The 22,093-nt window shown below is 48.1% G+C and carries 21 protein-coding genes and 5 tRNA genes; 18 read left to right on the top strand and 8 right to left on the bottom strand.

What is annotated here, in order from left to right; translation table 11 throughout:
• The first annotated feature begins 76 nt into the window (after positions 1-76).
• Positions 77-337, top strand: coding sequence for a sulfurtransferase TusA (gene tusA / locus ACGHTT_RS11145; protein ID WP_390590570.1), 261 nt, complete (start codon positions 77-79; stop codon positions 335-337).
• Here tusA and ACGHTT_RS11140 read toward each other — a convergent pair.
• Positions 334-1,032 carry a hypothetical protein gene (locus tag ACGHTT_RS11140; RefSeq protein ID WP_390590569.1) on the bottom strand — a complete coding sequence of 233 codons (699 nt, stop codon included), beginning with the start codon at positions 1,030-1,032 and terminating at the stop codon, positions 334-336. The genes tusA and ACGHTT_RS11140 overlap by 4 nt on opposite strands.
• Before the next feature lie 308 nt (positions 1,033-1,340).
• On the opposite strand from ACGHTT_RS11140, the gene ACGHTT_RS11135 reads away from it, so the two are divergent.
• The 4 genes from ACGHTT_RS11135 to ACGHTT_RS11120 all read left to right on the top strand — a co-directional run bounded on the left by ACGHTT_RS11135 (position 1,341) and on the right by ACGHTT_RS11120 (position 5,627).
• A complete protein-coding gene (locus ACGHTT_RS11135; protein ID WP_390590568.1) occupies positions 1,341-2,261 on the top strand; it encodes a 5'-3' exonuclease H3TH domain-containing protein in 921 nt (306 codons plus the stop codon).
• Between the two features lie 47 nt (positions 2,262-2,308).
• Entirely contained in the window at positions 2,309-3,445 is a 1,137-nt protein-coding gene (locus ACGHTT_RS11130; protein ID WP_390590567.1) for a 4-phosphoerythronate dehydrogenase, read from the top strand.
• A gap of 78 nt (positions 3,446-3,523) precedes the next feature.
• Positions 3,524-4,687 (top strand): ATP-NAD kinase family protein, encoded by a 1,164-nt coding sequence (locus ACGHTT_RS11125; protein WP_390590565.1) that lies wholly within the window; start codon positions 3,524-3,526, stop codon positions 4,685-4,687.
• Positions 4,680-5,627, top strand: a complete 948-nt coding sequence (locus ACGHTT_RS11120) for a class I SAM-dependent methyltransferase (protein WP_390590563.1) — start codon at positions 4,680-4,682, stop codon at positions 5,625-5,627. Before ACGHTT_RS11125 ends, ACGHTT_RS11120 begins: the two co-directional genes overlap by 8 nt.
• 21 nt (positions 5,628-5,648) lie before the next feature.
• Here the strand turns inward: ACGHTT_RS11120 and ACGHTT_RS11115 are convergent, their stop codons facing one another.
• Complete coding sequence (locus ACGHTT_RS11115; protein ID WP_390590562.1) at positions 5,649-6,113, bottom strand: hypothetical protein; 465 nt, start codon at positions 6,111-6,113, stop codon at positions 5,649-5,651.
• Positions 6,110-7,330: a pyridoxal phosphate-dependent aminotransferase gene (locus ACGHTT_RS11110; protein ID WP_390595039.1), complete on the bottom strand. Its 1,221-nt coding sequence runs from the start codon at positions 7,328-7,330 to the stop codon at positions 6,110-6,112. The genes ACGHTT_RS11115 and ACGHTT_RS11110 overlap by 4 nt, the downstream gene beginning before the upstream one ends.
• Positions 7,331-7,420: 90 nt before the next feature.
• On the opposite strand from ACGHTT_RS11110, the gene msrB reads away from it, so the two are divergent.
• From msrB to ACGHTT_RS11095, 3 genes are read left to right on the top strand one after another with little or no spacing between them, the layout of a single operon-like run.
• Positions 7,421-7,855, top strand: coding sequence for a peptide-methionine (R)-S-oxide reductase MsrB (gene msrB / locus ACGHTT_RS11105; RefSeq protein WP_390590561.1), 435 nt, complete (start codon positions 7,421-7,423; stop codon positions 7,853-7,855).
• The gene (locus ACGHTT_RS11100; RefSeq protein ID WP_390590560.1) at positions 7,852-8,523 is read left to right on the top strand and encodes a DNA-3-methyladenine glycosylase I; all 672 of its coding nucleotides are present in this window, start codon (positions 7,852-7,854) and stop codon (positions 8,521-8,523) included. Before msrB ends, ACGHTT_RS11100 begins: the two co-directional genes overlap by 4 nt.
• A 9-nt stretch (positions 8,524-8,532) precedes the next feature.
• A complete protein-coding gene (locus ACGHTT_RS11095; RefSeq protein WP_390590559.1) occupies positions 8,533-9,267 on the top strand; it encodes a DUF1499 domain-containing protein in 735 nt (244 codons plus the stop codon).
• A gap of 28 nt (positions 9,268-9,295) precedes the next feature.
• Here ACGHTT_RS11095 and ACGHTT_RS11090 read toward each other — a convergent pair whose 3' ends face one another.
• Complete coding sequence (locus ACGHTT_RS11090; protein ID WP_390590558.1) at positions 9,296-10,180, bottom strand: hypothetical protein; 885 nt, start codon at positions 10,178-10,180, stop codon at positions 9,296-9,298.
• Positions 10,181-10,417: 237 nt separating this feature from the next.
• Between ACGHTT_RS11090 and ACGHTT_RS11085 the strand changes: the two genes are divergently transcribed.
• The 4 genes from ACGHTT_RS11085 (at position 10,418) to ACGHTT_RS11070 (ending at position 10,880) form a co-directional block, all read left to right on the top strand.
• A tRNA-Glu gene (locus tag ACGHTT_RS11085) sits at positions 10,418-10,493 on the top strand.
• Between the two features lie 3 nt (positions 10,494-10,496).
• Positions 10,497-10,572 (top strand) — tRNA-Gly (locus ACGHTT_RS11080).
• A gap of 151 nt (positions 10,573-10,723) precedes the next feature.
• Positions 10,724-10,799, top strand: a tRNA-Glu gene (locus tag ACGHTT_RS11075).
• A gap of 5 nt (positions 10,800-10,804) precedes the next feature.
• Positions 10,805-10,880: transfer RNA gene (locus ACGHTT_RS11070), tRNA-Gly, on the top strand.
• Positions 10,881-10,965: 85 nt separating this feature from the next.
• Here ACGHTT_RS11070 and ACGHTT_RS11065 read toward each other — a convergent pair.
• A complete protein-coding gene (locus ACGHTT_RS11065) occupies positions 10,966-11,361 on the bottom strand; it encodes a PA2817 family protein (protein WP_390590557.1) in 396 nt (131 codons plus the stop codon).
• A 103-nt stretch (positions 11,362-11,464) separates the two neighbouring features.
• Between ACGHTT_RS11065 and ACGHTT_RS11060 the strand changes: the two genes are divergently transcribed.
• The 3 genes from ACGHTT_RS11060 (at position 11,465) to queF (ending at position 14,070) form a co-directional block, all read left to right on the top strand.
• Positions 11,465-12,388 (top strand): ABC transporter ATP-binding protein, encoded by a 924-nt coding sequence (locus ACGHTT_RS11060; RefSeq protein WP_390590554.1) that lies wholly within the window; start codon positions 11,465-11,467, stop codon positions 12,386-12,388.
• A complete protein-coding gene (locus ACGHTT_RS11055) occupies positions 12,388-13,161 on the top strand; it encodes an ABC transporter permease (protein ID WP_390590553.1) in 774 nt (257 codons plus the stop codon). The genes ACGHTT_RS11060 and ACGHTT_RS11055 overlap by 1 nt, the downstream gene beginning before the upstream one ends.
• Positions 13,162-13,224: 63 nt before the next feature.
• Positions 13,225-14,070, top strand: a complete 846-nt coding sequence (gene queF / locus ACGHTT_RS11050) for an NADPH-dependent 7-cyano-7-deazaguanine reductase QueF (protein WP_390590552.1) — start codon at positions 13,225-13,227, stop codon at positions 14,068-14,070.
• Between the two features lie 26 nt (positions 14,071-14,096).
• Here queF and ACGHTT_RS11045 read toward each other — a convergent pair whose 3' ends face one another.
• Both ACGHTT_RS11045 and ACGHTT_RS11040 read right to left on the bottom strand, forming a co-directional pair.
• A complete protein-coding gene (locus tag ACGHTT_RS11045) occupies positions 14,097-15,458 on the bottom strand; it encodes an adenylate/guanylate cyclase domain-containing protein (protein ID WP_390590551.1) in 1,362 nt (453 codons plus the stop codon).
• A 179-nt stretch (positions 15,459-15,637) separates the two neighbouring features.
• Positions 15,638-16,825: a hypothetical protein gene (locus ACGHTT_RS11040; RefSeq protein ID WP_390590550.1), complete on the bottom strand. Its 1,188-nt coding sequence runs from the start codon at positions 16,823-16,825 to the stop codon at positions 15,638-15,640.
• A 168-nt stretch (positions 16,826-16,993) separates the two neighbouring features.
• Here ACGHTT_RS11040 and ACGHTT_RS11035 point away from each other — a divergent pair, with 168 nt between their 5' ends.
• The 3 genes from ACGHTT_RS11035 (at position 16,994) to ACGHTT_RS11025 (ending at position 20,764) form a co-directional block, all read left to right on the top strand.
• Complete coding sequence (locus tag ACGHTT_RS11035; RefSeq protein WP_390590549.1) at positions 16,994-17,560, top strand: nitroreductase; 567 nt, start codon at positions 16,994-16,996, stop codon at positions 17,558-17,560.
• A gap of 533 nt (positions 17,561-18,093) precedes the next feature.
• Positions 18,094-18,181: transfer RNA gene (locus ACGHTT_RS11030), tRNA-Ser, on the top strand.
• 198 nt (positions 18,182-18,379) lie between these two features.
• On the top strand, positions 18,380-20,764 hold the full coding sequence (locus ACGHTT_RS11025) for a Lon protease family protein (protein ID WP_390590547.1): 2,385 nt from the start codon (positions 18,380-18,382) through the stop codon (positions 20,762-20,764).
• On the opposite strand, the gene ACGHTT_RS11020 is transcribed toward ACGHTT_RS11025, so the two are convergent.
• Complete coding sequence (locus ACGHTT_RS11020) at positions 20,761-22,089, bottom strand: GH1 family beta-glucosidase (protein ID WP_390590546.1); 1,329 nt, start codon at positions 22,087-22,089, stop codon at positions 20,761-20,763. The two genes, ACGHTT_RS11025 and ACGHTT_RS11020, sit on opposite strands and share 4 nt — an antisense overlap.
• Between the last annotated feature and the right edge of the window lie 4 nt (positions 22,090-22,093).

Genomic DNA, 22,093 nt, shown 5'->3' with positions numbered 1-22,093 from the left:
AGTGACCAATTTAACGGCGATTGCCAGTATTTATCAAGATCTAACGGCTAATGAAACTGATATCAGGACGTTATTTATGTCAGAACTAAGTTGGGCTGATGTTCAAGCGCAGGCACAGCATACCTTGGATACGTGTGGGTTGTTTTGCCCTGAGCCGGTTATGCTCTTGCACAATGTCGTGCGGGATGCCGCGCCAGACGACAAAATACTGGTGCTTGCCACCGACCCGTCGACTGGCAGGGATATTCCAAAATTTTGTCAGTTTCTAGGCCATAGGCTCGTTGTTAGCGGTGAACGGGATGGGAAATATTACTATTTATTAGAAAAGACCGGCTAACTGCCTTCGTCGACAAGGGCTGATATCGCGGCGATCGCTTCGGGATCTTGCGACTTAATTTTATTGGCGATTTGATGTTGAAAATAATAGCGAAAGCTATCGCAGGTGTCCGCCGCAAATAAACAGCTATCCCCCGGCAACACGGGTGTACTCGCGACTTGCTCTGGGTCTACCAACATCCCGCTGATGCTGCCATCAAAGTGCAGGCGCCAGCTCACGACCTCCGATAGGGTCAGGCTATGAGAGCCACGCTTGGATAATACCGCGTGCGTGCCTATAGTATCGGGAATCTCTTGCACTATGGCATCTGGGCTGTCTGCGCTGCTTTCATAATATTCTGCCGCGGACTCCAGCTCGACAATTTTGTGGATGGGCGCGTGATGGAAAATTTCTTCGAGGCCAGGGTCATAATAACCTTCGAATTTTCCGTTGAGTGGATCATTAATTTCTGGGCAGGCAACAATATTATTAAGCCATGGGACTAGTCCAACAACCTCGCCGTTTTCCCTTAATGCCCAACAAAGAATTTTTAGGCTAAACAATTTATGTTTATCGGAGTCGTTGGCGTAGAGAATTTCGAGCCCATCGAGTTCTGGCGATATACGGATAAAGCGCTCGCGACGTGCGTCGTCGATGCGTTTGCCGGTAAAGAAGTCGAACACGTTGTGGTTGCTGTGGTCAGATGAGGAACGCATAAAATGACCTCCTGAGACGATAACCCCTGCGGGCGCGAGTGGCGAAAGACCTTGTAATGACATGCACCAGTCGGTAATTGCAAAGCACCTTGTATCTGACCATACGTTAAATCCTATCGAGCGGGTACACAAGGGGCTAAGTTTGCGCCATACTCCTGATATTCCAACTTTGTATAAACAGGCAGGGTTCGGAAAACAGTAGGTTAAAATTTGAGCTTTTTGGCGGTAATTTGGCTCGGTTTTAACGGTCTAGCGGAAGAGGTGTTCAACCTCTTGCTCTGCGGTAACAGCTGCACACTATAATTTTCATGGATATAACAAATAATTCTAAGCCTGCCTCTCGGCGATGGTTAGTTGATGCGTCTATCTACATCTTTAGGGCCTATTTTTCCTTTCCGCCGAATTGGCAAAGCAAAAGTGGCTACGACACTGAAGCCGTTTATGGTTTTGCTAACTTCTTGTTGGATTTACGTATTCGCCAGCCCAGCCACGTTGGCGTGTGTTTTGATGAAAGCTTGGAAACGGGTTTTCGGCATAGAATTTATCCCGATTATAAGTCTAGCCGTGCATTACCCGATGAAGCCTTGGGGTTTCAGCTGTTGATGTGCCAAGAGGTTGCTGCTGCACTTGGTTTCTCGACGTTTTCTAGCGCTGAGTATGAAGCGGATGATTTAATTGGTTCATTGCTAACCAGCTTCAAGACTGATAGTGAGCCAGTGGCAATATTGAGTCGCGATAAAGATTTAAGCCAATTGCTGACACGCAAACAAGACTACCTATGGGATTACGCCGCCGATGTTAAAAGTTATCGGCCTGATGTCGCTAAAAAATTTGGTGTTTGGCCCGAGCAATTGGTTGATTACTTAGCCTTGGTTGGCGATGCCAGTGACGATATCCCTGGCGTACCTAGCATTGGCAAAAAGACCGCTGCAACTTTATTAGCTGATGGCCGAGCGCTGAGTTATTGGCAGCTAAACCCGGCTAAGTTACTCACTGTGGATGTTCGAGGTGCGAAGCAACTTGCCGGTAAGTTAGAGGCCTTCGCTGAACAAATATCCCTAGTGCAAACTTTGGCTAAGGTTGTTTGCGACATACCGTTAATCGCCAGTGTTACTGAAGTTGAGCTTAAACCTATTGATATCGATCTAGCGCAAGCGTTGTTTGACCAGTTGGGGATCAAAAATTTGAACAAAAAGTTACTGCGCGCCCACATGCTGCGCTCTGAATGAATTGCTCGAAAGAACTCTCTTAATTACGTTGTGGAAATTGTCGCGCCATGAAACCCTTAATCCTTGTTGATGAAAATATTCCCGAAGCAGAGTTGTATTTTGAAAACTTTGGTCGGGTAGAGCGCTTTGCGGGCCGCAATTTAACCGCGGCGGATTTAGGTGATGCCAAGGCATTAATCGTTCGCTCTGTAACGAAGGTAAATGCCACCTTGTTGTCTGCTAGCCAAGTTGAGTTTGTTGGCACATGTACTATCGGTACGGATCATATCGATAAGCACTGGCTAACAAGCCAAAGGATAGGTTTTTCCAGTGCCCCTGGTTGCAATGCTAACTCGGTTGTGGAATATGTTATTGCCGCTTTAGCTTACGCCGAGGTGGATTGGCAAAACCTCAGTTTCGGCGTAGTGGGCTGCGGTAATGTAGGGGGCAGTGTTTATCGTGCCTTGTCAAATTTAGGTGCTGAGGTCGTGGGCTACGACCCCCTTATCGATCAAAATAAATTCCCCATTATGGGTAGCTTAAGTGATGTTTTAAGTTGTGATGTTATTTGTATCCACGCGCCTTTAACCCGCGACGGTGAATTCCCAACTCAGTATATGATTGCCGCTGATGAGTTGATGCAATTGAAGCCCGGAGCATTGCTCGTCAGTGCAGGGCGAGGCGCTGTTGTCAATAACGAAGATTTACTTACTGTAAAAAAACAGCGCTCGGATTTAAGACTGATACTGGATGTATGGGCGCATGAGCCTTGGGTTTGTAAAGAACTACTTGCGCAAGCGGCTATCGGTACCCCACATATCGCCGGTTACTCTTGGGATGGTAAGGTGATGGGCACTCGGATGATATCCACAGCGCTGGCTCAGTTTTGGGGCGCGGCAATATCGAGTGAGCCTGCATCAAACGTGGTGACACCCAGCTGCTCTAGGCCACTACCATTGTCCTCCGAGGCTTGGCAGCAAGTGCGGAAAATTATTTTACAAAGCTACGATATTGCCAGTGATGATCAGCGCTTACGAAATTTAGTAAACAATGCCTCAAGTAGGGAAGATGTTGAGCGAGGCTTTGATCAATTACGTAGGAACTATCCAGAGCGCCGAGAGTTTCGTTTTACTTCACCCGTTGATAAACCTTCAGATCTTGCAGCGCGTCAATGTTTGGAAACCTTGGGCTTTCCATTTTTATAATTTAGTCGGTGAAGACGTAAGCGTTGCGCCGCTTTAAATTAGCTGGTAGTTAAATATTTACATCGAAAGTAGGCACTTATGCACACGCAGTTTCCGTTGATATTGCATCGAAAATTTAGGTTGGGCCTCATCGTTAATGCTTATGCAGGTCTTGGCGGTTCTGTTGGCTTGAAGGGAAGCGACGGTAGCGCGACAGTGGATATTGCGTTTGAACGTGGTGCGGAGTTCCGCGCGCCGGCCCGCGCCAAGCGCACCCTCCAACGTCTCAAAGATTTACCTCTCGAGGTCTTTTGCTTCGCTGGGGAGTTGGGGGAAGATGTTGCTCTTTCTGCTGGTTTAGCGCCCGAGGTGATTGGTTCTCCGTCATCCGTGCCTTCCACGGCGGCCGATACTCAGGCGGCGGCTACGACGTTGCGCGATCTAGGTGTAGATCTCATTCTTTTTGTTGGCGGCGATGGCACGGCGCGTAATATTTATGAGGCCGTGGGTTCGACGCAGGCCGTGCTGGGTTTGCCGAGTGGTGTGAAAATGCATTCGGGCGTCTATGCCATTGCTCCTGAGGCCGCTGCAGAAATCATTATTCAACTCAATCGAGGCGAGTTAGTGTCGTTGTCTTTATGTGAGGTTCGCGATATCGACGAGGTGTTATTTCGAAAGGGACAGGTGCAATCAAAATATTATGGCGAACTGTTGGTTCCCTCAGAGCCGCGCTATGTGCAAGCGGTGAAGCAGGGCGGGCGAGAGGTTGAAGCCTTAGTGCTCGACGATATTGCTGCAGACGTGATTGAGTCGATGGACGCTGATACGCTGTATATATTTGCCCCCGGCTCCACCACCTTTGCGATTACCGATGCGCTTGGCTTGGAGGCCAGTTTGTTGGGCGTAGATTTGGTGCTCAATAAGCAAATAATTGCTAAAGACGTCGCAGCGAAGGCGTTGCAAGACGCCGTATTTTCGCACCCGGGTCCTGTTAAATTAGTCATCACAGCCATTGGCGGTCAGGGTCATATCATTGGCCGCGGGAATCAGCAGTTAACCCCGATACTGTTAGAAAAAGTTGGTAAGGAAAATCTCATTGTCGTGGCAACCAAGACCAAACTTGAAGCTTTGTCGGGGCGGCCTTTGCTGATAGATAGTAATGACCCTGTATTGGATAAGCAGTGGCAGGGTTATATTCCCGTCATTACGGGGTATCGTGATTGTGTGCTTTATCCGCTGGGTTATGGAGCGCAACATGTTTGAACCTTTGCGCGAAAAGATGAATTTATTGATCGCAAAATTACACAGATCGCACTCGTCGGCAGATGTTGATAATGATTCGGGTGTAGAAAGCTACCGTGTATTTCACGGTAGAGGCAATGCCTACCCGGGTTTAGAGATGTTAACAGTGGATTGGTATGCGCCGATTTTGCTGGTGACTTTATTTAAAGAGCCAGCTGCAGATTGGCTTAACCGTTTACTTAGAGTTTTAACCGAAGGTGCCAATCATGGAAAAATGGCGGGCGTATTACTGCAGCACCGCTATCGACCGGATACGCCGATTCAAGTGGTGCAGGGTGAACTTCCCGATCAGGTGTTTGCACAGCGTAAGGGACTAAAGTACGCGTTGAGTTTAGGCGATCGTCAAAACGTGGGTTTTTTCCTCGATATGGAGCCCGGGCGGCAATGGTTAGAGCAGCGTTGCAGAGGAAAGCGGGTGCTTAATTTGTTTGCATATACCTGCGCGTTTTCAGTGGTGGCCGAGGCTGCTGGAGCAGTCTCAGTGTTTAATGTTGATATGAGCAGTAGTGCGCTCAATAGAGGGCGGAATAACCACAGGATTAATAATCTGCCATTGCGTGGCGTATCTTTTTTGGCTGAAAACATTTTAAAGTCTTGGGGGCGCATAAAAAAGTCGGGGCCTTACGATATTGTGATTCTCGATCCTCCTTCTTTTCAGCGGGGTAGTTTTGTTGCGGAGAAGGATTATGCAAAACTGCTACGCCGATTGCCGGAATTATTGGTGCCGGGGGGCGATGTGTTGGCGTGTTTGAATGCGCCTGAACTCGATGTAGGCTTCTTGCGCCAGCAGTTCGACGAATTTTGCCCTTCGGCAAACTTTATCGGGCGCCTGCCCTTTAGCGGCGACTTTCCCGACGTGGAGACGGAAAAGGCGCTAAAGCTGTTACATTTTTCGCTTTAATTATGGTTTTTAGCGCGCTACCTAATGGCCGCGCGAGCAATTCATCAAATAAGTCATGAATTGCCGAATATCCCCCGATGTTGCTTGGGCGACAAGGGTTCGCATGACATTGATATTTGAATAGCGCTCTTGGATAACAGACGGTGGGAGATTTTCTGCTGGCGCAAGCTTTGCCACAAGGCTAAGGCTCGCGGGGTCTTCGCAGGGCGATGATAGCAGCGTGAAGCCTTTGTGACTGAGTACTGCTTGGTCTATCGCCTCCTGCCGAATGGTGTCGGCATAGTGTAAATAACCAGCCTGTGCTAGCCACAACATGGCGCCTAAGCAGGCCATATGGCGTTGACTATGTAAACCAAAATCATCAGTGTGATCGGCGCCGGCAATATCTTCCACATAGACTGCGTTTGGGCGTGGGAAGAAGGCGAACAGCTGGCTTAAAATGAGGGCGCTGTCCTTGTAGAAATCGTCGATGTGAATATCACTCATGTGTCTTGGCTGTAGCGTCCTATGAATTTTCCAAAACGCGTTAAGGCGTTAGTGATCTCGTCTTGGCGGGGTAAAAATACCACGCGGAAGTGATCGGGTGTTGGCCAATTAAAAGCGGTGCCTTGCACGATCAGTATTTTTTCCTGCAACAGGAAATCTAAAACCATTTGTTGATCATCTTTTATGTTGCATTGGCTTAAATCAATTTTTGGGAACATGTAGAGTGCACCCTTGGGCTTCACACAGCTAACGCCCGGAATTTTTGACAGCGTGTTAAAGGCGGCTTCGCGTTGCTCGTATAGGCGACCGCCGGGTGCGATCAGCTCTTTGATCGATTGATAGCCGCCCAGCGCGGTTTGAATGGCATACATAGCCGGCACATTTGCACATAAGCGCATGGAGGCTAGCATATTCAAGCCTTCGATATAGCCTTTAGCCTTGTGTTTTGCGCCATTAAGTACCATCCAGCCCGCTCTAAAACCGGCTAGGCGATAGTTTTTCGAAAGACCGTTAAAGCTCAAGCACAGCACGTCTTCAACCAGCCGTCCGACTGGAATAAACTCGGCCTCATCGTATAATATTTTGCTGTAGATTTCGTCGGCAAAAATAACCAGCTTGTGCTCGCTGGCAAGTTTTACCAATTGTTCCAGCATGTCTTTACTGTACACGGTGCCGGTGGGGTTGTTTGGATTGATGATGACGATGCCGCGAGTTTTGTCGGTAATTTTGGCCTTGATATCGTCGATATCCGGGTACCAATCAGCTTGCTCATCGCATAAATAATGTACAGGGTTGCCACCGGCGAGTTTTACCGCAGCCGTCCATAGTGGATAATCTGGCGCCGGTACTAAAATTTCATCGCCATTGTTGAGTAGCGCCTGCATGGCCATCACAATCAGCTCAGAAACACCGTTGCCGAGGTAGATATCGTCAATGTCTACATTCGGTATACCGAGTGTTTGGCACTCTTGCATGATAGCCTTACGGGCGGCAAACAGGCCTTTTGATTCTGTGTAGCCTTGCGCGTTGCGCAGGTTGTAGATCACATCCAAGATGATTTCATCAGGGGCTTCAAAGCCAAAGGGCGCTGGGTTGCCGATGTTTAGCTTTAAAATGCGGTGGCCTTCTTCCTCAAGGCGGTGTGCATGCTCGAGCACTGGGCCGCGAATTTCGTAGCAAACGCCGTGCAGTTTGTTGGATTTATAGATGTGGTCCATATGCAGTAGACTGCCCGTATCAGGTTTCTGTGGAACGAAAGTAATAAAAAAGCGCAAATTTAGCGCATTTGTTGTTTTAGGGGGGCGATTATGTCAGATGAGAGTAAAAATGACGACGGCTTTTGGCGATCTACCTTAACGCCAGAAGAATATTACGTGTGTCGAGAAAAAGGCACGGAGCGGCCGTTCACTGGCCGGTATTGGGATGAAAAGCGCCCTGGCCTTTACCATTGCAAGTGCTGTGGCGAGCAGCTATTCGATGCGGCTACTAAGTTTGACGCCGGTTGTGGTTGGCCAAGTTTTTACGCGCCGTTGGTTAAGGGCAATATTAAAGAGGTGATGGATTCCAGCCACGGCATGCTACGTACGGAAGTCACCTGCCGTAACTGCGGTTGTCATTTGGGCCACGTTTTTCCTGACGGGCCTCAGCCTACCGGTGAACGCTATTGCATCAACTCTGCTTCTATAACGCATGAAAAGGATGGAGCGAAGGCTGACGCGCGACACAGTGAGGGCGAGGAGTGAGGTCTTTTGAAGAGATTAATGCGATAGCCGAGCTCCATAAAGGTGGCAGCCGCGCAGTAGCCGCGCTAATGCCTGAGTTGAGAAGTAGGGCGGCATTGGCTCAGTTGGGTGACGATCGATTTTTGTCGGAATTGGCTCGCCGTGTGTTTCGCGCTGGGCTTAAGCACGCCATGGTCGATGCTAAGTGGCCGGCCTTTGAGCAAGCGTTTTGGGGCTTTGATCCTGAAAAAGTACAATTGATGTCAGACGAACAGCTAGAGCGTTTAGCGAGTAACCCGGCGATTATTCGCCATTTGGGTAAGATTCGCTCGGTGCGCGCCAACGCTGTCATGGTAACGCAGACGGCGAAGCTTCACGGTAGTTTCGGTCGGTTTATTGCTGAATGGCCGAGCGACGATATTATTGGCCTTTGGGCTTGGTTAAAAAAACAGGGTAACCAGTTAGGTGGTCACTCGGGTGCACGGTTTCTCCGCATGGTCGGAAAAGACACCTTCATATTAACGGATGACGTGGTAGCGGCACTCAAGCACGATGGTATTGTCAGCAAAATGCCCACCGCTAAAAAAGATTTAGTGCGTGTGCAGGAGGCGTTTAATCTGTGGCAGCTGGAAAGTGGCTTGCCCTTAGCGTTTATCAGCAAGACTTTGTCCCTTACTGTTTTTGATTAGGAGCGTTATATGAATAAGCCTTGGTTGCGTTGGTTGTTATGGCTGCAATGTGTTTTGTTGTTGGTAATGGTAGCGGGTATGTTAGCGAACAAACTTGAGGTGGTTGAGTTTCGGCTTGCCTTTATGACCTTTGTTCGCGCTTTGCAAGCGGTGATGTTGGTGACTGCAATTGGCTTTATTGGGTTGCTCTTTGTTTGGTGGAAGAAATACCGAGCGTCCATTAAGCCGGCGCTTTACACGGTGCTACTGGGGGGTTTACCCGTGGTTTTCGTGTTTGCTTTGGTGGGGCAGGGGTTAAAGGTTCCCGCTATTCACAATATATCGACGGATCTCGATAATCCGCCAGAATTTCGATACGCGTATCAAAATAGGCAGGAGGGTTTGAATAGTTTAGATGCTCCCGCAGATGAGGTACGACAAAAGCAGCGGGCTTATTATGGCGATACTGTGAAGAGTTTGGTGCTCGATTTGAGCCCTGATGCGGCTTTTGATCTGGCCCTCAATGCTGCTCGCGGGCTTAACTTTACCATCACCGATGTCGATAAGGCGGCTGGTCGCATTGAAGCCATCGAAGAGACGTTATTCTTTGGTTTTAAAGATGATCTCGTCGTGCGTGTTGCTGCTAGCGATCAAGGTAGCGTCATTGATGTTCGCTCTGTATCACGGGTTGGGATGAGTGATTTGGGGGCAAATGCAAAGCGCATCAATAAGTTGTTACAGGCGATTGTTGAAGACATGCAGTAGTCGGTAACACATCACAAGGATGTGAGTGTTAATCGTAGATATTTTTCTTTTTCCAGCTGTCGGGTTTTTCCATTTCTTGCCACTCTTTATCTTGCGTGCCATCGTCAGATTCAGCTGCTGTTACGGGTTCGCCCGCATCAGCTTCGAGTGTCTGGATGATTTGGCTGAGTTTTGCCGACTGCTTGGCGTATTGCCCAGACTCATCTTTGTCTATGAGCTTCTGGGCAAGGGTAAAATAGTGAATGGCAAGCTTCGGCTTTTCTGCTTGACGGGCTTGTTTGGCCTGTAAGACATAAGAATCTATGGATATTTGCAATACCAATTGTTTGATTTGCTGGCCAAAGTCATCGGCTTCTACTTTCTTGATGGTACCTTTTCGCTGCAAGTGAGCTAGAAATTTAAACAGTTCTTGCAGGTGTGTTTTTACATCTTTAACCTGTTGCGGGCTTTGTAATGTGGGCCGTTTGTGCTGATCGCTTCTTTGTTGTGTGGCCTGCATTTGGCTAGCGACGAGTGCCAGCTCTTCAATATGGGATTTGTCATTAGGGTTTAGTCGCGCTAACTGCTGTAGTACATCCGTTAGACAGCGCTGAACCAGTAGCGTTAACTCCCTCGTGAGAAAGTTTGGTGGAAAGCCGCTAAGAATATAGCGGAATACTTTCGCTCTCTGAGTCAGTGCTTGGCTGAGGCGTTGCTTTTGCTTGCGCTTCTTCTCAAGGGATTGAGTAATAAACACGTAGCAGATGAATACACCTATTAGGGCTATGACCGTGGCAACTGTATAGATGGCAGACATAGGGTCGGGTAAGGCCTCATTTATTGGTATATTTCGTCCGCTTGCCAGTTCGCACACCCATTGTGCAAAGGTGGGCGTCAGTATGCAGCTCTTATCGGTATCGTTTCTCTTGGCCAAGTATAGCGCTTGTGGCGCCTAGCACCACAAAAACTGTGCCAAACTGGGTGCTTGGGAAATGGGTGCTTCTACGGCGGCTTCTGTCGCTGAGAATGTGCTGGTGGTGGAGACGCTCGACGTTGCTAAGTCATTGTTTCAGCAAGTGTAAAAAACACTAGAAAGGTGTTGACACTCTACCTGCCTCTACTTAGAATGCGCCCCACTTCAACGGCAGCACAACTGCTGATGAAGGTCCGGGTCCCCTTCGTCTAGAGGCCTAGGACACCGCCCTTTCACGGCGGTAACAGGGGTTCGACTCCCCTAGGGGACGCCATTTGCGGGAATAGCTCAGCTGGTAGAGCGCAACCTTGCCAAGGTTGAGGTCGCGAGTTCGAACCTCGTTTCCCGCTCCAAATTTGACTTTATGTATATCAGGTTGGCATCTGAATAGCACTGCTAATATACATGAGGGTTTTATTCGGTTATTTTACCGAATTGAGATGTAAAAGCGCAGCATAGTGTAAGCTGCGTTTTTTATTTCCTAGGATAGGAAGCAAAGTTTCCGTCCCCTTCGTCTAGAGGCCTAGGACACCGCCCTTTCACGGCGGTAACAGGGATTCGACTTCCCTAGGGGACGCCATTTTTGCGGGAATAGCTCAGCTGGTAGAGCGCAACCTTGCCAAGGTTGAGGTCGCGAGTTCGAACCTCGTTTCCCGCTCCAAATTAAAAGGCCCATGCATGCATGGGCCTTTTTTTTCGTTACTGCTGCCTTGGTAACGGAAAAGCTGGGTTTTAGCTTGATTTAATTAATGTAGCCCAAATATTTGACCTTTCGCGGCGGTGAAATCAAAGGGCCGACCCTGAGATTCTGCTTCGTATCTCATTTCGTCGAGCTTCTGGTAGTTGGCAATCTCGTGATCTGGCATGTAATGAAGGCCGTCGCCACCGAAGAACCAAAACAAGTCGCGTGCAATCATGGGTGTTAATTGAGGCCAAGCGGCCACAATTTTACAGAGAGTGTCTTGGCCAAGTTCGTAAAACGCTTGGTCTGCTGGCATATTGCAAAGCTTGCATAATGCTTCGTGAATAGCATTGTGTTGTTCTTCGATGAAGCTATCCATAGCCAACAGTTTTGATGCAGTATCGACGAGCTCTTTGAGTTGCGTTTGATGATGTTCGAGATGGCTACTGGTGCTGCTCATGTTAATTCCAAGGCGTTAGAGATATACCAACTGTTATTGTAACCTACAGCTTCTGTCTTAGAAATGTGTGGTTTTTTGATGTTCACCCAGATGGCAGGAGTCTATGAAAGCGTTACAGATTGAAAATCTCACCAAAACCTACGCGGGTGGCTTTCAAGCGCTAAAGGGCGTCAGCTTAAGTATTGAGCCTGGCGACTTCTTCGCGTTATTGGGGCCTAATGGCGCTGGGAAATCCACCACTATTGGCATACTTTCTTCACTGGTTCGAAAATCTTCGGGTAGCGTACATATATTTGGAATTGACATAGATGTGGATTTCTCAGCCGCTAAACGCGAGATAGGTATTGTTCCGCAGGAGTTCAATTTTAGCCAGTTCGAAAAGGTTGAAGATATCGTTGTCAATCAAGCTGGCTATTACGGCATACCAAAAAACCAAGCAAAAGAGAAAGCCAAAAAATACTTAACTAAACTGGGGTTGTGGGATAAGCGCGATCAACCTTCGCGCAATCTTTCGGGTGGTATGAAACGCCGCTTAATGATTGCCCGAGCGCTCGTGCACGAGCCTCGTTTATTAATTCTTGATGAGCCAACTGCGGGTGTGGATATCGAGTTGCGACGCTCAATGTGGGATTTTCTTAAAGAGATTAATGCAGCTGGTACGACCATCATTTTAACAACTCATTATCTAGAAGAAGCTGAAAGCTTATGTCGCAATATTGCCATTATAAATCATGGTGAGATCATACAAAAAACCAGTGTTAAAGGGCTTCTTAAGCAGTTAAACAAAGAGGTTTTTGTGATTGATACCTTGGAGCCTATTGTGTCGATTCCTGAAATTGCATTTTATCAGGTGCTGCAAGCGGATGATCATACCTTGGAAGTTGAAGTTGAAAAAGGACAGTCGTTGAACGCGGTTTTTAATGCGTTGGAGTCAGCCAATATTCAGGTGGTTAGCATGCGCAACAAGGCTAACCGCCTTGAAGAAATGTTTGTCTCCCTCATACGAAATAGCGAGGCTGGGAAATAATGGAATTACTTGCCCAGTGGGTTTCTTATAAGACAATCGTGCGCAAAGAGATTCAGCGTTTTACCCGTATTTGGGTGCAAACGCTGGTGCCGCCTGCGATTACCATGGCGCTTTACTTTGTTATTTTTGGTGCCTTAATTGGCAGTCGAATTGGCGAGATGGGTGGCTTTTCTTATATGGAGTTTGTGGTGCCAGGCCTAATCATGATGTCTGTGCTAACCAATTCTTACTCGAATGTAGTTTCTTCGTTTTATTCCGCGAAGTTTCAGCACAGCATTGAAGAGCTGTTGGTGTCGCCAACACCGAATTATGTCATATTGGCTGGGTACATATCGGGTGGTGTGTGCCGTGGTTTGGCGGTTGGCTTCATTGTCACGTTGTTGTCCTTATTTTTCACTAAGTTGCAGATTCACGATTTACCGGTAACGTTATTGATCGTGTTGTTAACCAGTATATTGTTTAGCTTAATGGGGTTAATCAACGCCGTTTTTGCAAACAGTTTCGATGATATTTCCATCGTGCCTACCTTTGTATTGACTCCCTTGACCTATCTCGGCGGTGTTTTTTATTCTATTGATTTGCTGTCTGAATTTTGGCAGGGCGTATCAAAATTAAACCCCATTCTGTATGTGGTAAACACTTTTCGCTACGGTGTGTTGGGTGTTAGCGATATAGACGTTGGCGTCGCTCTGGTAGGGGTTATGGCTTTTATCGTTGCACTGTTTAGCCTGAGTTTATGGTTGTTGAATAATGGCAAGCGGTTGCGCAGCTGATGCATTTTGAGTGTGTTCAGTATCGTTTTTTTCGGTAGGGATAAATGATAGGAGGTGTAAGCTATGCCAAAAAATAGTGTCGAAACTCATGGGCCTGTACACCTAGGTAAGGCAACTTTGTATGCTGATAAATATGATGCTGCTCTGCTTGATCCAATTCCTCGCGCCTTGGCACGAGCGTCCTTGGCTGCTGGCTCAGCCCAAGCTTTGCCCTTTAGAGGCATGGATGTATGGACGGCGTACGAGATTTCTTGGCTCGACGCTGCTGGTAAGCCGATCGTAGCAATGGCCGAGTTTGAGTTTCCTTTTGATTCCGCGGCTATTGTTGAGTCTAAATCCTTTAAGCTCTATTTGAATTCTTTTAACCAAACTGTTTTTGCCCATTGGGCCGAGGTACAAGCCGTACTAGTGCGAGATTTATCGGGCTTAACGGGGGCTGACGTGGTGGTGAGATTAATGACGTTGGAAGAGGGTTTGTCGCTCACAGTGGCTGCGTTTGAGGGTGAAAATATCGATGCCTTGGCTGTTAGTTGTACGGCCTACGAGCCAGACGCAAATTTGCTGCAGTTGGCGCCTAGGCGCGTGGAGGTTTCCGAGCATCTTTGTTCTGATTTGTTGAAATCGAATTGTCCCGTTACTGGGCAGCCGGACTGGGCGAGCCTGTCAATTCGCTATACCGGTGCGGCGATTGATAGAGCGTCACTGTTGCGCTACATAGTCTCCTATCGTCACCACCGTGATTTTCATGAGCATTGTGTTGAGTCAATCTTTATCGATATATTACAGCGCTGTCAGCCTAGGTCGCTAACTGTATATGCTCGATATACCCGTAGAGGCGGGCTGGATATTAATCCGTTCCGTACCAATTGTGCAGAAAGGCCGCCTAGGCTTCGCTTAGTCCGGCAATAAAAAAAACCGCCGATAGGCGGTTTTTTTTATTGAATGACTTTATCTCTAAGTTTTTCAGAGATTTCAGCTAAAGATTGCAGTACTTTTTCTTTGTCGTAGTTGCGGATCTTGTCCATATCTAGGTACATGGTAAAGCCGTCGAGGTTTTGTTCGAAGTAACTTTGGTTGGCGCCAAGGTTTTTACGTAAATCGACGACTTGATAAACCTTAATGGGGTGGCTGAAGCCCTTGACCAGAATATTGCCTTTATCTCGGCACATGATGGTGTCTTTAACAAGCCCCCAAGTTTCATGGGAGACCAGAATTTCACCCGGTTCAGCGGCTGACTCCAGTCGGCTGGCGAGGTTAACGTGCGCTCCCAAGGCCGTATAATCTAGATGGTTTGCCGTGCCGAAGGTTCCGACGGTGCAATAGCCAGTATTGATGCCCATGCGTATTTGCAGCAGTCGCTTTATGCCTTGGTGATGCCAGTGTTGTTGCAGCGTTTTCATCCTTTTACGCATGGCAAGTGCCATGGAGAGGCAGCGTAGCGCATCATGCTTGACGCCTTTAGAACTGCTATCGCCAAAGATAACCATAATCCCGTCACCCATGAACTTATCGATGGTGCCACCATACTGGTGCACAATCTTGGTCATTTCAGTTAAATAGGTGTTGAGCAGATCCGTCAGTGCCTCGGCTTCCATTTCTTCAGCGAGCTCGCTGAAATCTTTAATGTCTGAAAAAAACACGGTGAGTCGTTTGCGCTCTGTCTGCAAGGACTTGTCTCGCCCCTCATTGATTGCCTTCCAAACCGGAGGCGGCAGATAGCGCGATAATTTATAGGTGCGCATTTTATGTAATTGTTGTTCTTGGTCTAGGCGCTTGGCTTCGAGATTGAGCTTACTCATGCGTGCGTGGGTGAAAAGGGCATAGGCGCAAAAGTAGGTAATAACACCAATTAGGCTCGCTGCGCTTATTTCCAAGCGGCCAGAAAGCATCCACTTCGGTTCGTATATGAGAAAACTAAGCAAAATACCTACGAGAAAAGCGGCATTATCTTCGCCCCATTTTCTAAGCCCGCCATTTAGTAGGGCATTGAATTGAATCATGGTCAAAAACAAAATGCAGGGCAGTAGGCTGAAATCTATTAGGCTTAAGGAGACCCCGATGAGGCCCGCATCGGTCCAGGCTAGGACTTTGGTCAGTAGGATGAGCTGGTCGCCGCCAAGGCGTTTGGATAAGTAATAGGCGGCGTAGGTGTAGGCAAGGAGCACGACAATGAATAGGGGCTGTATTAAGCGCAGGTGATCCCAATCGATATCGGCGGCCAAGGTGCCTGCAGCTGCGAAGCAAATAAGTGCGCGAAAGTAATACTGAAACAAGGGGGTTGATTCTGAACTGGTCATGGACTGCCTAGTCTTTGATCCTATTTATTGTTGTTTGCGCTGTATTTCCTACCTATAAGCCGATCCGTAGCTACGCGACGCTCCATGGTTATTCAGACTATTAAATGAGTTTCGCGGCCATTTGTCTATTGGGACGTGGAATATAATGGTTTTTTTATAGGATATTCAAGTGATTAGGTCTACTCGCGATTGCTCATCAGCGCTTTGTAACGCTTCGCCAGCTCGGCAAATTTACCTTTGATAGCTTCGACTTCCTTGTTCTTAATGGCAACTACACGCTTTTGTTCTGCGTCCGCGTGCTCCGCTAGGTTTACCAATTGTTCATTCTCGCTTTTAAGTTGTTGGATTTGCTTGTTGAGTGTTTGTTTGTCTTTTAACAGCGCACTTTGCTCCGAAGAGGTTGGCGTGGCCGGCTTGTGTGCTTCGAGTTGTTCGATCCGGCTGGTGGCTTCTGCGAGCTCGCGCTCGAGTAGATCGATACAGACCTCCGACTCCTTCATAAATTGCTGCTGTTGGGCTAGCTGCCGCTCTAAATCAGCTGTAACTGCTAATCGCTGCTGATCTGTGGATGCGCTTGCCAGTTTATCTTGGAGTGCGGCAATTTCGCTTTTTTGCCGTTCATTAATTGCTTTTAGCTTGTCCACATCTTGACGGCTAGTTGGGCTGCCTCGTGGGGCGTTGATGCTAGCAGCTGTTTTGTCGATATGTGTAATTTGCGCTTCCGCTAACTTTTTAAGCCTTAAGTGTGCGGGATCTGAGGAGTCACCAATGAGGCTAAGTAGTTGATTGTAGTAATCTTGTGCTTTTGCCTTTGCTGTCTGCCACTGAGTCTCCATGGTAGTAAAGAGCCGTTTAAATCTCTCAATTTCATGCCTTTGCTCGTCATAAGACAGTTTCGATGCTACTTCGGGGCTATTAAGTGTGTCTGGCTCTATGGCGGGTTGAGGCGCAGGAAGCTGGTTGTAGTGCTCGGCAATGCATGCCCAATTGGGAGAGTCTGCATGCTCGTCGAGGCTTTCTTGTTCAGCCCTTAAAAAGCGGTACCTCATGGCAGCGACTAGCCGCGCTTTCGGTGTTTGCGCGCTAATGTCTTGCTCTATGGGTTGATTTGGGGCTTGCTCGGCGTGATATTTCTCTGTGGCTTGGAGATGAGCGCTTAATTGTTCTGAGTAACTTGATTCGACAGGTGCTGATTCCTGTTTATTTTTGGCTTCCCGCAGTTCGCCAATTGCTTTAGCAAGTTTGACTTGCAAGCTGGTGATAAGGGCCTTTAGCCCCTTGGTGTGCAGTACGAGTAACAAGCAGGCGATGGTCAGCACTAAAAGTACTTCGGCAACGGTGTATACGACCCACTCTGAAAATTCCATCCCACCTCGATGATCAGGTTCTAGCAAAAATATGAATAAGGCTGCTTAGGTTTATAGCTTTTGACAACACTCATTATGGGTGACAAGGTGCATTTAGGCGACTTTTGCTGGCCTTTAAAGGTGTAAGTGCCTGTAGAATAGGCGCTTTTCCAGATCAAGGTACCCAAAATGGATGCGATTACAGCCCTAACTCAGCGGGTCTCGGCGCCGAAACTGATTGAGCCGGCTCCTTCCATCGTGCAGTTGGATAGTATTCGTCGGTCAGCTCTCCGCGCGGCTGACCATGGCAATTTAAGACCTTGGCGTTTTCTCGAGGTGACGGGGCAAGGGTTGATCGCACTTGGTGATTTGTATTTAGCGGCTGGCCTTGCGACTTGCGCCGATTTGAATGATGCCCAACAGCTTCGCCTAAAGAGCTTACCTCTGCGTGCGCCGATGATTATTGTGGCCATTGCCAAAACCCAGGAGCATCCGAAGGTACCGCGAGACGAGCAGTTGTTGTCGGCGGGTTGTACCGTACAGAATATGCTTTCTGCTGCCTTTGCGTTGGGGCTGGGCGCATTTTGGCGCACGGGCGATATGGCATTAGATAGTTTTGTGGCAAAAGGCCTTGGCTTGGATGTCGGCGAGCAAATTGTTGGATTTCTTTACTTAGGCAGTGTTGACGGGCCGATGAAGCAGGCACCCGAATTAGATCCGATTGATTTTTTTCAAGTCTGGCCAAAGCGCGTCTGAGTTCTTGTTTTTGCTGAGGGCATTGTGTACAGTTGCGCCCTCAAAATTAGACGCCGTGAAAACAGTAGTTGAGTGTATCTATACTTGAGTGGCAGTTAAGAAAATAGTGATCGCGAGCCGCTAGGATGCGAACGGGAAGCGCGATAAACAGTCTAATCACCCCGTTGTCGGTTTTATGGTGAGGTGTCCGACAAATTTGATGGGATCAAATTTAGACAGCTCGCAGAGTTGCCCCGAAGGGGTGAGGCGCAGGAGGCGCCGAATCAGTGTCGAAGTTACGTCGACCACGAGGACGCAGGGTGCAGACCTGAATCTCGCTAAATACTACAAAAGTTGCCGAGTTTACAAAGTTTATGGTGAGGTGTCCGACAAATTTGATGGGATCAAATTTAGACAGCTCGCAGAGTTGCCCCGAAGGGGTGAGGTGCAGGAGGCGCCGAATCAGTGTCGAAGTTACGTCGACCACGAGGATGCAGGGTGCAGGCCTGAATCTCGCTAAATACTACAAAAGTTGCCGAGTTTACAAAGTTTATGGTGAGGTGTCCGAGTGGTCGAAGGAGCACGCCTGGAAAGTGTGTATATCGAAAGGTATCGAGGGTTCAAATCCCTCCCTCACCGCCATCGTAAAAAGCCTGTCTTAACGACAGGCTTTTTTTTGGCCAATATTTTTGTGAGCTCAGAATGCATGGTTAAAAAGTGATCTTTTGGTGCGTTTTTTGTTCCCGAGTTACTGTGCATTAACAGCACAAATTCAGCGCTTTAGCCTTGGTTGTTTTTGGGTGTATGCTAAACCTACTAGCATGAATTAAGGGATGCCCCATGCCCACAGCGAAACACGCCAGCGCGTTATTACCTGATCAATTGTCAACATCGATTAATGCAGCACTGTGCAGCTCGATTGCGAGCTCGCAGGCCTCGGCTGATTTACGTGTCATCGGGCACCAGCGTGCACGGGATGCGCTTGAGTTTGGTTTATCAATGACCATTCCCGGGTTTAACATTTTTGCCGTTGGCGACACCGGTACTGGTCGTCGCACCTTGATTAGTCAGTCACTAGCCACGCATGCGGCGCAAGAGTCTGCTGGTCACGAGTGGTGTTATATCAATAACTTTGAAAACAGTCATGCACCTCAGGCGCTTTGGCTTAATCCTGGCGAGGGCAAGGTGCTGACCTCGCGCATGAATAAATTTATTGATGAGTTGTTGGTTTTATTTCCAGAGGTTTTTGAAAATCCATCCTACCAGCGAAAAAAGAAAATTATTGATCGAAATTTCGCGCAAAAATATGAGCAGGCTATCGCTTCGGTCGAGCAGGATGCTCTCGCCAATAATGTCGGTTTGTACGAAGAAGACGGTTCCGTTACCTTTGCGCCCTTGGTTGAAGGGCAGGCCATAGATGACGCGCAATTTGCTGCACTGACCGACGAGCAACGAACACATTACTATCAGCTGTTGGCCAGTTTAGAGGAGATGTTGTCTGAACAGTTGTTGGAGCTGCCGGTTTGGAAGCGAGAGGCGGTTGATCAATTACGTAAATTAAAATATGAAACAATTGAGCAGGTGGTAAGACCTTTACTCAAAGAGCTTGGCCGCGAGTACAGTAATAATTTGGGTGTACAGAAGTTTTTACGGGAGATTCGTGATCACATTGCCGATACGTTATTGGATATATTGGCAAATGAGGATGAGGAAAATCCTGATGATCGAAAGTTCCGTCATCATCTTGAACGAAAATTTCTACCCAACTTTCTAGAATCTCGCGACGCATCAAAAGGTGCGCCGGTTGTCTATGAGCAAAATCCTACTTTTCAGAATTTGTTCGGTGCCGTTGATTACAATATGGCGCAAGGTGTGTTGCAAACTAATTACCGAATGATAAGGGCGGGGGCATTCCATCGAGCTAACGGTGGATACCTATTGCTCGATGCGGAGAAGTTGCTGACCCAGCCTGCTATTTGGCAACAATTTAAACTCGTGTTAAAGACGCAGCAGATCCAAATAGATCACCCTATGTCTGATTTAACGCCCGGTGCTAGCTATAATCTACAGCCTGAAAAGATTCCGCTGAGTGTAAAAGTCGTCCTTTTGGGGTCGCCCGAAATCTATTATACCCTGCAGCAATACGATGAAGAATTCGCTGAGCTTTTTAGAGTGTTGGCAGACTTTGATCGCTATATACAACCCTCTGATGCCAATGTGCAATCTTTTGCTGCGCTCATTCGTGAACGGGGTAAGCGACTCAACTACCCTGAAATTAGCGACGAAGCTGTGGCCTTACTTGCGAAGATGGCGATGCGCCACGCGGAGCATCAACATAAAATATCCGCCAATATTCAGCAATGGAACGAGCTGTTAGACGAAGCATGCTATTTATGGCGCAAAGAAGGCAGCATTGGAGGTTTGCTAGGGCGTCATATTACCGGAGCTCGAAATAACAAAAAGAACCGTACCGGCCGTATCAGTGAAATAATGCTGGAAGAAATAAAAGAGCGGCAGGTATTAATCAGTACGGAGGGGCAAGCCGTTGGAAAGATCAACGGTTTAACGGTGTTCTCCGTGGGCGACAATAGTTTCGGAACACCCGCTAGAATAACCGCAACTGTTTACGCCGGAAAGCAAGGTGTTACAGATATTGAACGAGAAGCGGAGCTGGGCCGTGCAATTCATTCTAAAGGTGTGATGTTATTGACGGGTTATTTAGGCCATACCTATGGCCAGCAATTTCAGCTGTCGATTTCGGCTAATATCGCAATAGAGCAATCCTATGGGCAAGTTGATGGCGATAGCGCGTCTTTGGCTGAGGTTTGCTCGCTTATCTCTGCTGTCACACAGCTGCCTATTGATCAATCATTGGCTGTTACTGGCTCGATCAACCAGCACGGTGAAGTACAGTCTATTGGTGGTGCCAACGAGAAGATTGAGGGCTTTTTTAGATTATGCCAAGAGCGAGGGTTAACCGGCACTCAAGGTGTGATTATTCCAAAAACCAATCAAGTTAATCTGATGTTGGATGATGATGTGGTGCAGGCTGTTGTCGACGGTAAATTCACTATTTACGCGGTGGAAGATATCGATCAGGCATTGGAGATACTGTTGGGTGTGCCCGCGGGGGATTTCGATCCAGTCGCGGGTTACCCGAGCTCTTCGGTGCATGGCCAAGCGCTTGCAAGACTAAAAACACTGTCAGCGTTGGCCAAAGTTTAGGCCTTGCCGTTTATAAAATCTCGGTACCAATGGGCACTTGCTTTTGGTGTGCGGGTTTGATTTTGATAATCAACCCGCACAATGCCGAAGCGTTTGGTATAGCCTAGACCCCACTCAAAATTATCCAGTAGTGACCAGGCCATATAGGCACTTACCGGAACGCCTTGTGCCTTAGCTTTGGCAATAGCTTGCAGATGTTGCTCCATGTAATAAATTCTATCGGCATCGTTGACAAAGTTGTCTTCATTCGCCTTGTCCGGAAAGGCGCCACCATTCTCCGCGATATAGTAATCGGGTAAATTATAGCGCTGGTGGATGCGAGTGAGTATTTCTGTGAGGCCAGCGGGAAACACTTCCCAGCCCATATCAGAGTAACGAGCCGCGGGATTTTTCACTTCCTCAGCATGAGGATAGGGTAGTTTGTGGTTGGCGCGCGTTAGATTGCGGGTGTAATAGTTGATGCCCAAACTATCAATGGGCTGGGCAATGGTTTTGAAATCAGTATCTTGGATAAGCGGCATTGCATCGCCAAAAGCCTCGACAACCTCTACGGGGTAACCTTTACCAAATATGGGGTCGGCAAACCAGTGGTTGAATATGGTATCGCCGTGGCGTGCGGCAAGTTCGTTGGCTGGATCGTCGTCAATGGCATGGTATGGTTTCATGTCGAGTACGATGCCGAGCTTGGTTTTGGTGTTGCCGCGCATCGCTTGAACACCCAAGCCATGGGCCAAAAGCATGTGATGAGCAGCAGCAAGCGTAGCTTTCAGGGACTTTAACCCAGGCGCGTGTCGGCCTTCTAAATGACCCACAAAGGCTGCGCAGCGAGGCTCGTTAAAGGTTGCCCAGTTGGCAATACGATCGCCAAAATGTTTACTAACACAGTGCGCGTAATCGGCGAAACGCTCGGCTGTATCGCGATTTTCCCAGCCGCCCTTTTCGCCCAAGGCAAGGGGAAGGTCCCAGTGGTAGAGGGTGGTGTAAGGTGTAATACCCAGACCGAGTAATTGATCGAGTAGTCGATCATAAAAGGCTAAACCCTTTGGGTTGGCGGCACCTTGGCCGGTTGCTTGAATTCGCGGCCAGGCGATTGAAAAGCGATAGGCGCTTAAACCTAACTCCTTCATTAGGCCAACATCTGAACCGAGGCGGTTGTAGTGGTCGCAGGCAATATCGCCACTAGATTTATCTACTATGGTGCCTTGCTTGGCACAAAAGCTATCCCAAATACTTGGTCCTCTGCCATCGGTGCTAGTAGCTCCCTCAATTTGATAGGCTGATGTTGCCGCACCAAATAAAAAATTGTCTTCAAATTGCGAACGCATAGTT

This window comes from Simiduia litorea (assembly GCF_042853465.1).
GTDB classification, from domain to species: domain Bacteria; phylum Pseudomonadota; class Gammaproteobacteria; order Pseudomonadales; family Cellvibrionaceae; genus Simiduia; species Simiduia litorea.
This window is presented reverse-complemented; position numbering and strand designations above follow the sequence as displayed.